Source organism: Pseudomonas sp. TWI923 (assembly GCF_039673365.1).
In the GTDB taxonomy this organism is placed as follows: Bacteria; Pseudomonadota; Gammaproteobacteria; order Pseudomonadales; family Pseudomonadaceae; genus Aquipseudomonas; species Aquipseudomonas sichuanensis.
In genome coordinates, this window is record NZ_JBDJLM010000124.1 from 1 (window position 1) to 7,987 (window position 7,987).

General features: G+C 55.7%; 4 protein-coding genes. 1 reads left to right on the forward strand and 3 read right to left on the reverse strand.

Annotated elements, in window-relative coordinates; translation table 11 throughout:
* Positions 1–130 precede the first annotated feature (130 nt).
* Positions 131–3,250: a hypothetical protein gene (locus ABE459_RS25025; RefSeq protein WP_346648161.1), complete on the reverse strand. Its 3,120-nt coding sequence runs from the start codon at positions 3,248–3,250 to the stop codon at positions 131–133.
* Positions 3,251–3,311: 61 nt separating this feature from the next.
* Here ABE459_RS25025 and ABE459_RS25030 point away from each other — a divergent pair, with 61 nt between their 5' ends.
* The gene (locus ABE459_RS25030) at positions 3,312–3,785 is read left to right on the forward strand and encodes a hypothetical protein (protein ID WP_346648162.1); all 474 of its coding nucleotides are present in this window, start codon (positions 3,312–3,314) and stop codon (positions 3,783–3,785) included.
* Here ABE459_RS25030 and ABE459_RS25035 read toward each other — a convergent pair.
* Together ABE459_RS25035 and ABE459_RS25040 are read right to left on the reverse strand one after the other, a co-directional pair.
* On the reverse strand, positions 3,776–6,163 hold the full coding sequence (locus ABE459_RS25035) for a hypothetical protein (RefSeq protein WP_346648163.1): 2,388 nt from the start codon (positions 6,161–6,163) through the stop codon (positions 3,776–3,778). The genes ABE459_RS25030 and ABE459_RS25035 overlap by 10 nt on opposite strands.
* Before the next feature lie 10 nt (positions 6,164–6,173).
* Positions 6,174–7,652: a hypothetical protein gene (locus ABE459_RS25040; protein WP_346648164.1), complete on the reverse strand. Its 1,479-nt coding sequence runs from the start codon at positions 7,650–7,652 to the stop codon at positions 6,174–6,176.
* Positions 7,653–7,987: the final 335 nt, after the last annotated feature.

A 7,987-nucleotide genomic window follows, 5' to 3' on the forward strand; every position in this document is an offset into this window, starting at 1 on the left:
TGTATTAGCGGACATGGATAGACACTCCTTGAGGCATATAAGGAAATGAACACCAAATAAAAATATACCTACGCACACAAACACGGCGAGAACAACACCACCGCACCTGACACTTAAATCAGCACAAACTCTAATCCTTGAAATCGTCAGCTATAACTTCCTTGATAGCCAACACGTCGCGCCGCCGCACCCCCTCGCCCGAATACTCCACTTTCACGCCAGTGGTATTCCCCTGGGTATCGAGCAACTCGAATACCAAGGGCGCCTTGAACTTGTCCACATACTTCTTGTCTGCCCCAGAAAAGGGCAGCGTGTCTACACGATAATTAGAAATCACCAATCCATTTTTAGGCAGCCAGTCTTTTTCTACTGTGTCGTTCGCCAGCGTTACGAACTTAGGATGCAACGCCGGTAGACCACGATCAAAACTCATGAAATCCGGAACTTTTTCCGTGTCATGGGGAACGAAAACAAACCCTGTATAGCTGGCCAATATTTCATGCTCGCTTTCATTCTCCCAAGTAACCAGGCTCTCACGCTTTTCTGCTGGACCGCCATGAAAAACCTTGCAGTCTAAATATTTACCAGGACCGCTCAGCGTCCAGTAATCCGTCGTATTCAATTTAAAGTCATAGTCCTCGCCGACCGGGTCCTTAACCGTTGGTTTGATTTGCTTAACGCTCAAAGCAAACGCCCCCTCCGACTCCGGCTTATGCTCGCGCATTGTCACAATGACTTCTTCGCTCCCCCCTTGCTCATGCGGACTGTAGTACCAGCAACCATAGCGGTCCTGGAAACCCGCATAGAATGTTCCGTTCGTCTCATCGTGGGCACGGCTTTGTAGATAAATACTTTCCTTGGCGTCGATCTGCCCCCCGCCCGCAGCAGGCTTGGCCCGGTCATATATGTTCGGCGCACCAGCCACCGCCCACTGCACGCCAACTTCATCGAGCCTGTCCTTCCCAGACGCCAGGCGAGGGAGGGCCTGATGAGTAGAAGTGGAAAACAGTTGCAAGGTCGCCAGCTCATCCCGGCCGGGAGATCCATCATCTTCGACCTCGATATTGACCTCGATTTCCAACTGCTGATAGCCGTTGGGGTACATGCTGCCATTACCACCAAATGCCGCTGCCTTTACCGTGAAGTCCTTGATTGTTTGCCACGCAGATTGCTCGCTCGGTCGATTGTGTACGACGCTGGCCCCTTCGGCGATGACACTCCCAAGCCCCATAACCGTGGCGTGCACGGTATCCTTACCGGCCATCGCTGTTCCCGCGGTATACACCCCAGATTTGCTTATCTTGCCCATGCCAGAAGGATCGCCTTCTGTTCGAGTTACCGACCACTCGACGGCCGATGGTTCCACCAACGGGAAGGTGAACTGAATATCACGTAGCGGCGTTACCTCGACTCCGCTGGCTGGAATCAGGTCGAACTTCGGTGGCTCCTGCGCGGTACGCGCCACACCCGCCTTGCGTAACGCGTGCCCACGATTCACCTGTGCCCGTCGCACAGCCGGGAAGCTGTCCAGCGGCAGCGGCAGCACAATATGCCCTTCATGCACCTGCCCCCTGCGCTCATAACTTGCCACTATCAGTACAAAATGCTCGGCAGTTGCCGGGTCGGGCAGGTACATCCCCTCGTCGGTGACCTTACCAGGCCCTGTCCAGGACCAATCGGGCGTAATCGACGCGTCTCCATAGAACGCTTCCAGCTGCAATCCTTGCGCGTTACGCTGAGCTTCGACAGGCACAACTTCCAGGCCTGGGTCCTGGTGCACACCGAGCAAAACGCCCCTCTGGGTCTCGCCGGTCAAGCGGTTAAGCACTGCGACCTGATCGATCACATACGTCTTGTCGTCCTGCTGCGGACCGACCGTGAATACCGATTTGCTAGCGTCCTCTGCGTCTGGATTGACTGTGCCACTCTGGCCTTCGACCGGGTCGACAATAGACCATGCGAGCTCCCCTGCCTGAGCACTTGCGACCGACAGATCGACTCGGGTCTGGGACTCATGTCCACGTATAAGCTGCATGAACAATGGCGTCATCAACAGCCCCGCACGGTTCACACAGACCAACGCCGAACTTCGCCAGCCACTGACAGGGTGGGTCGCCACTACCTTGACCCGCAAAGTCGCCCCTTCGAACTGACTGGACGAGGGGGCAACATAGACACCTGGGCTCTTGAATTCTCCCACGGCGCCGCTGTAACCGGGCAACGGTTCGATGTCCCAACGCAGTTGAGTGCCATCATCAGGCTGAACCGTGAAGGTATGCTCCTGCCCTGATGCCAGTTGCGCTTCCTGCTCGACGATCTCGAAAACACCAACGGCATTGTCAAAGCCCCCAACCACAACCAGATTGTTGGGCGCGGCGCCTATTTGCCAGCGCATGCTACGGCTGTCGAACAGTCGCAGGAACGGCAAGAGTTGCTCAGCGATACGAATCTGAACGCGAGCATTGACAGCCTCCAGGTAGCGCAAACGGATAAAGGTCTCGATGGCCGCAGTCATGTCCTCCTGCAACGTCTCAGGCAACCCTGCAAAACACTTCGAGCGCAGACCTGTTTGCTCGCCCCAGCGAGCCTGCAGCAGTTCGCTACCCTGCTCGGCTCCCGTAAGCTGCAAGCCGTACTCCAGCAGTGGCTCGATCTCCACCTCATGCGGGACGCTCACGCCACCCATTACGCTATAGCGAAAATTGACCTTGAACCTGGGCTGCCAACGCATGATCGCCTGGTCAGACGAAAACTCGACCCTCAGCGCTTTGTTCCCGGTGGCCGCTGGCAATACCAGGGAGTCGAAGTCATAGCTGATATTCCGGCTGTTATAAGCCCCACCCGCAAGATGCAGCTCGCCCGCAGTTGCCGTGATGGAAGCCAAGGGCTGGCCGTTAACGCCCTCGTAGCTGAACTCCCCCTCCTGAAGCGCCGTCATGATACTTTGCCCGAGCGCCACCCTGTGCAGCAGATGCTGCGACACCAGTACCGTGCAACGCTGTTTGGCGCCCTCCAGCCCGGCCAGGTAGGGGAAGGCGTTGCCGCCCACCGGTACCTCGCCCTTGCCGCCATGTTCGAGCTGCACGAACAGCAACAGGCTCTGTCGCTCCGGCCCGTCGTCGGCGGGAGCATCTGTACTGCTCTGCACGCGCACCTCCAGGCGAGCGACCCGGCGCAGCGGGTTTTGCCCTGAAGGCTGCAGCAAGGCAAGGTCCAACTGCGCGGATGTCTCGGCCAAATTGCTGAGCATAGCGCCCAGCTCCCTGCCAGCGGCCGTGTCCTCGATGTCGCCCCCCCCCCAAGGTCAACTCATGACCGGAGCCGGCGCGCAGGTCAGTGTTCAACGTTCCGCCCGCCAAGGTGATCGGCACCTCGAAACTTGGTTTGAGCGCATTCAGCGGCATATGCGCGCTAAGCGACATCACATCGACGGAATTTCTGGTCAGCAAATGGACCCCCCCTTCCATCGACACGCTCATTTTGATCCGGTTGTCGACGTAGTTGCTCGCGCCTGCGTACAGCTTGGGGCTGGTAAGCCGGTAGCCGCCAAGATGATGCAGCAAGGAAGAGTTGGGTATCTCGACCTTGCCTTCCAAGCCGTCAGGCGCTTCACCCCCTGCGAACTTGCGCAGCAGCGCTTGCAACACGCTGTCGTTGACCAGCTCGATCGGCAGCGCGACGATCATGTCCCAGCCAAGCATGTCGGCATTTTCGGAGCTGGCCATCCATGTCTCGACCACCTTGGGAATCGTAGTATTCATGTGTGCTACCTCGTTCATGGCTGAACAGGCTCTTCAGGCAAGGCATAGCGATGTAACGGCAGAGGCAGGATGACCACGCCGCGTACCCGTATTGGCTCACTGGCCGGACGCTTGGCGTCGTATTCCCTGATTTCGAGTTCGACGAGAGCGAATGGCGCCTCCGAGGCGGGGTCCGGTTGGTACGTCGCCCTCACCTCGCCATCGACAGCAACGACACGCCCAGGCCCTTTCACTGTCCATTCGACTTCATCGCTGGGATAAAGCTCGTGGTTTGGAACGCTCAGTTCCGCGGCCCCTGCAGATTCATCGACCTTCACCTGAATTGTCTTCGGGTTGGTCATCAGGGTGATCAGATAAGCCGTGAAGGTAGCGGCGGACACGGGGTCGCTTACCACTACCGGATCGATCACGTACGCCTGTTTCCTGTCCTTGGCGGGTGCGGTGTACTTGACCGTTTTACCTGTGGGCGAAGCGAACTGGCCGGCTTGCGCGGTCCACCGCAGCGTATCGGGGTTGGCCGTCGACACGCTGGCGACCAGCGCAATTTCCTCGTCTGGCTGACAGAATCGAACCAGTGGCGAGATCAACAGGTTTTCCTGGGTCACCGTGGCCAGGCTGTAGCTCACCGCGCCGGTTGCCGTGGTGGCCTTGATCCGCTCACGCCACAGGGGAGCGCTGAACTGGTCGGACGAAGGCGCAGTGTAAAGCCCGGATCGCTTTTCGATGCGGCCTAACGCTGGCCCTGGTATTACCGGTTCGACATCCCAGGTCACCACCGATTCGCTCTGCACCTCGAACTGCCGTTGTGCGCCGCTGCCAATGATCGGCCATACCGGTGATACCTTCGGCGCATCCGCCGCCACGGCCACCTGCCCGAAGCGCGCCACATCGCAAGGTCCGCGAGTAAGGATCTCGAGCATGGCTTCACCGAAGCTGAGCTCGATCAGGCTGTCGACCCATTCATTGACCGGCGCATCGATCAGCATCTGCTCATCAAGGTTGGCCACTGCCTTCTGGGCATAGGCCTTCATATGAGCAGTACATCGACTCAATACCGCCAGTGCGCTACCTGATGGATTGGGATCCTTGTAGAACTTATACATGTCTTCAAAATAGGTCCGGAGCTCCTGATCGAATTGCGCTGCACCGAGCGCTTCGAATACGCCATCTTCACGCACCACCCTCGCAGGTACTTCATCCACAACCTTGTAATGGGTGGTGTACTGGTACCTGAGCGTTTGTGGAGGCGCACGTTCGGCATCTGCATCACTGCGCCCCCCCATCACGTCAATCTGGATGCTGACATCGATGTTCCAGGTCAAGTCCGCCCCTGTTTCCGTCAGGGCAATGACGAAATCCTGGTCCTTACAGTCGTCTGCGCGCTGCAAGGAAGGCGCATGGGCGGCGTCTTTCAGTTTTCCAGGCGGCGTATTGATACTGACCCATATATCCCACCCCAAAACACCTTGATCAATAAAGTCTACAAGGGGATCCATTTCAATATAAGCGTCGGGTACCACCAGCCAACCCAGTAACTCATCGTTATAACAAATCCTCGGCGAGGATCCGAAGCGTTTCTGCAGCAGCGGCACCAGGGCCAACACCATGACCCTGCGCGTGCCGAGCAACACCGCCGCATCGTAATCCGGATAATCGCCAGGTAGCAGATACTGGAAGTCAGCCCCACTGTGCGGGGGTTCCCCTTTATGATCAGGTTGGAGGCTGATGAAAATCACCACCGCGCCAGCCTGTTCGTCGTCACGCTCATCGTCAAGCTGAGTACGCAAGGCAAACGAGTAGGGACGCAAGTGCTCTGGGGCATCGTTATTTAGTTGCCCCAAGACGAAGACGCGCTGTGCGGGGTCTAGTTCTTTGAACAGTGCCTTGAACAGATCGCCAGTAATGATGCGAACTTCTTCATCATCATCGATATCTATCGAAAAATTGTCACTATTAATCAGATCTAACAACAGACGGCCATCTTCTTCGATCAGCCCACCCGCCTGATTCAACAATACATCAAGCGTAAGCACTGGCCCATGCAACGGCGTAATTGCCTCCAGGCTGTAGACTTGCCAACCATTGGGGATAGCAGAAATTGTCACCAGGCGCCCAGCAATGACGACCATCTTCAAGCGCGCCAGCGAGTCATCAAGCCCCCGGTCAGCGAATGACATTCGTGGCCAGTCCAATAAAAAGTCATGCATGTAATAGGTCAGTACACCATTGACCACTACCGGCGCGGAAAAAGCGGGCAAGTAGCTGCCATCGGTGAAGCTCTTTAAGTAGCCTTGTTCAAGTAGATGATTCACTTTTCCGGCGTGCAAGGCGGCCACCACATCCCAGCTGAACACGCGACTCTTGACCTTTAACCATTCGATCAGCTTGTATAAATTGGCCATACCCACCTCACTACGCAGTGATAACAATGTCAACATTGGCAAATCTCACAAAGCTTCCTTCACCATTATTGAAATTTACTTCACACGTGAAGCGAATGACCTTGCCTTTCTTGTTTTCGACAACTGAATAACTCAGAGTGCCACCGATGCTTTTATTTTCAAGATCAGCCTCCGTGACCAGCCTGTTCACCACGTCGTGTTGGCCACCGTCCATATCCGCCTTTACCAACAAAAATTGACCCGGCGCCATCAGCGGCCAAGAGCCGATATTGACCTTCACGTTGTTCTTATTCAAACGCGCAAGTGATAAGCCTGCACTGCCGGCTGCAGCCGGGACCTGTATTCTAGGGAAATTTTTTACTACCTCTTTGTCCGGCACTTTGAAACCAACTGGCGTTCCGTCTGAATAAACAAGCTCACCCACGCCCACTGAGTAATAGGCCTGTATACCCCCCCTCCCCAATAAAACACCCAACTGACTCGGACTAAAGTAAAACACAAAATACTTTTCTCGAACTGCGTACACCTCGGATTTTGCAATACTGACTCTGACTTTTTCCGCCCCTGAGCCTGTTACAGTTCCAAGGTGTGCAACTACCGTGCTGCCCGAGGTAGCGTCACTGATAGGCACGCTGACCTCGAACCCCATCCGTAACAGCCGGAACTCCTGGGCATCTGGAACTTGTGGTGCTTCTAGCTTTCGCGTACTTTCCACATTGAACAGCAACGAATGCGTTCTGAAAGAACGATTGGCGCCGGCATACTGAATCCTCAACGATCGCCTACCTGCGCTAGCGCCAAGCCAACTTGCAGGTACCCTGACTTGCAACGGGGCTCCTGGCACTAGTGGTCCAAGCCTCGCCCAAGTCGCCACACCATCGGCCCCGTCAAATACGACAACGCTATCCCCGGGCTGTGCATCACCAGAGTCGGAGGCTATCAGCTCGATACCGTCCACCCATTCGTCGGCAAACAGCGTGTGCTGGGTGAAATCCTTGAAGTGCGGCGCTCGCAAAAAATGTGATTCCTCTGCCCCGCGCTCAATAAAAACATTCTGAGTCAACGAAGACGCTATCTCTTCATCGTCACGGACCAAGCGAACAAACCATCCGACGTAACAGCCCACCAGATCAATCGGCGCCTCAAAGTCTGTACGCGGCACTTTGAACAGCACTGGCCTTCCCACGTGTTCGTCATCTAGGGTTACCCTAAATTCTTTCGGCGTAAACGGGTCCCCGTCGTAGGGATACGCCTCGAGCGTCAGAATTAACTGGTCGCCTGCTGCCATGCCAGCATAAGGCATGACGACAACAGTAAGGTTTTCTTTGAATTCGTCAATATCAAGCGTCAACCGAGGCATGGGTGGATTCACTTCGCGATTTTCACGAATATCCAGATGGCACGGCACAACAACTTGATCGTCCAAGCGGGGGTACTCTTGAACCAACTTCTGCAAATCAGGGGTGTTAAAGGGCGCTTGACGTTCCATAAACAGCTCCCACATTCGAATCGGCACGGCGCCGACATGTCTCGATGGGGCTGTTGTACGGTAGAAATCATTCTGTGAAAACTGACAAATTTACTAGGTGCCCCTTCGAGATCACTACCAGTAATCTCGTACCCAATCACTTACCCGACAGCAATGTGTCTGCGCGAAGGCCAGACAAGGCGAAACGGGGGAAGAAGCTGAGTGTATTGGAGTACATGAGCATTCCGAGCCCCGTTTCAACGCCGCATGGGCGAGTGCAGATACATTTCGTACAGAGCCTAGCCAGTGCCGGGATAGGGTTCATAAAGGAGCCTCGACCGATGTCCACGAGTACT

Coding starts and splice junctions, on each gene's coding strand:
- ABE459_RS25030 (WP_346648162.1), top strand. CDS start 3,312: ATGACCGGAGCCGGCGCGCAGGTCAGTGTTCAACGTTCCGCCCGCCAA.
- ABE459_RS25025 (WP_346648161.1), bottom strand. CDS start 3,250: ATGCTCAGCAATTTGGCCGAGACATCCGCGCAGTTGGACCTTGCCTTG.
- ABE459_RS25035 (WP_346648163.1), bottom strand. CDS start 6,163: ATGGCCAATTTATACAAGCTGATCGAATGGTTAAAGGTCAAGAGTCGC.
- ABE459_RS25040 (WP_346648164.1), bottom strand. CDS start 7,652: ATGGAACGTCAAGCGCCCTTTAACACCCCTGATTTGCAGAAGTTGGTT.